The organism is Citrobacter sp. VF227 (assembly GCF_052950715.1).
This window is the reverse complement of record NZ_JBRFVF010000430.1, coordinates 1-460: the sequence shown is the minus strand read 5'-3', so window position 1 is coordinate 460 and position 460 is coordinate 1. Positions and strand designations below refer to the sequence as shown.

The following is a 460-nucleotide window of genomic DNA, read 5'->3' as shown; positions in this document are numbered from 1 at the left end:
GCACGAAAATTATCCAGCGCGGGCGTCAGCCACTGGATACAGCTGTGGCATTCAATGGCGATTCGCAGCCGGGTTTGCTGCGGTTCGTTGCAGGCCTGCAGTGCCCGGCCAATGTGCGGCAACACCTGATTTGCCAGCTGCAGAAAAATTTCGCCCTGCGGCGTAAAGCGCAGCGGCTGGCTTTTACGGATAAAGAGTCGAAAGCCAAGGCGCTGCTCCAGATCGCTGAACTGGTGAGAAAGAGCGGATTGGGTCTGATGCAACGTCGCTGCGGCGGCTGCCAGCGAACCACTATTCCGCAACGCCTGGAGCGTTTTCAGGTGTTTAATCTCGATCATGAAAGTCCTTCACTTCGACATGAACAAATTGCGCTTGAGGAATATACAGTACTTGCGAAATATAGCGGTGTAAACATCTGGATAGCTAAAACCTGCAAATTAAATAAGAGGCATATAATGAC

At 51.7% G+C, this 460-nt stretch carries 1 protein-coding gene; it reads right to left on the bottom strand.

Annotation, left to right across the window (positions count from 1 at the left end):
• Window positions 1–338 (bottom strand): LysR family transcriptional regulator (locus tag ACU8YC_RS27155; RefSeq protein WP_446896281.1); only part of this gene is annotated, 338 nt, incomplete at its 3' end.
• Between the last annotated feature and the right edge of the window lie 122 nt (window positions 339–460).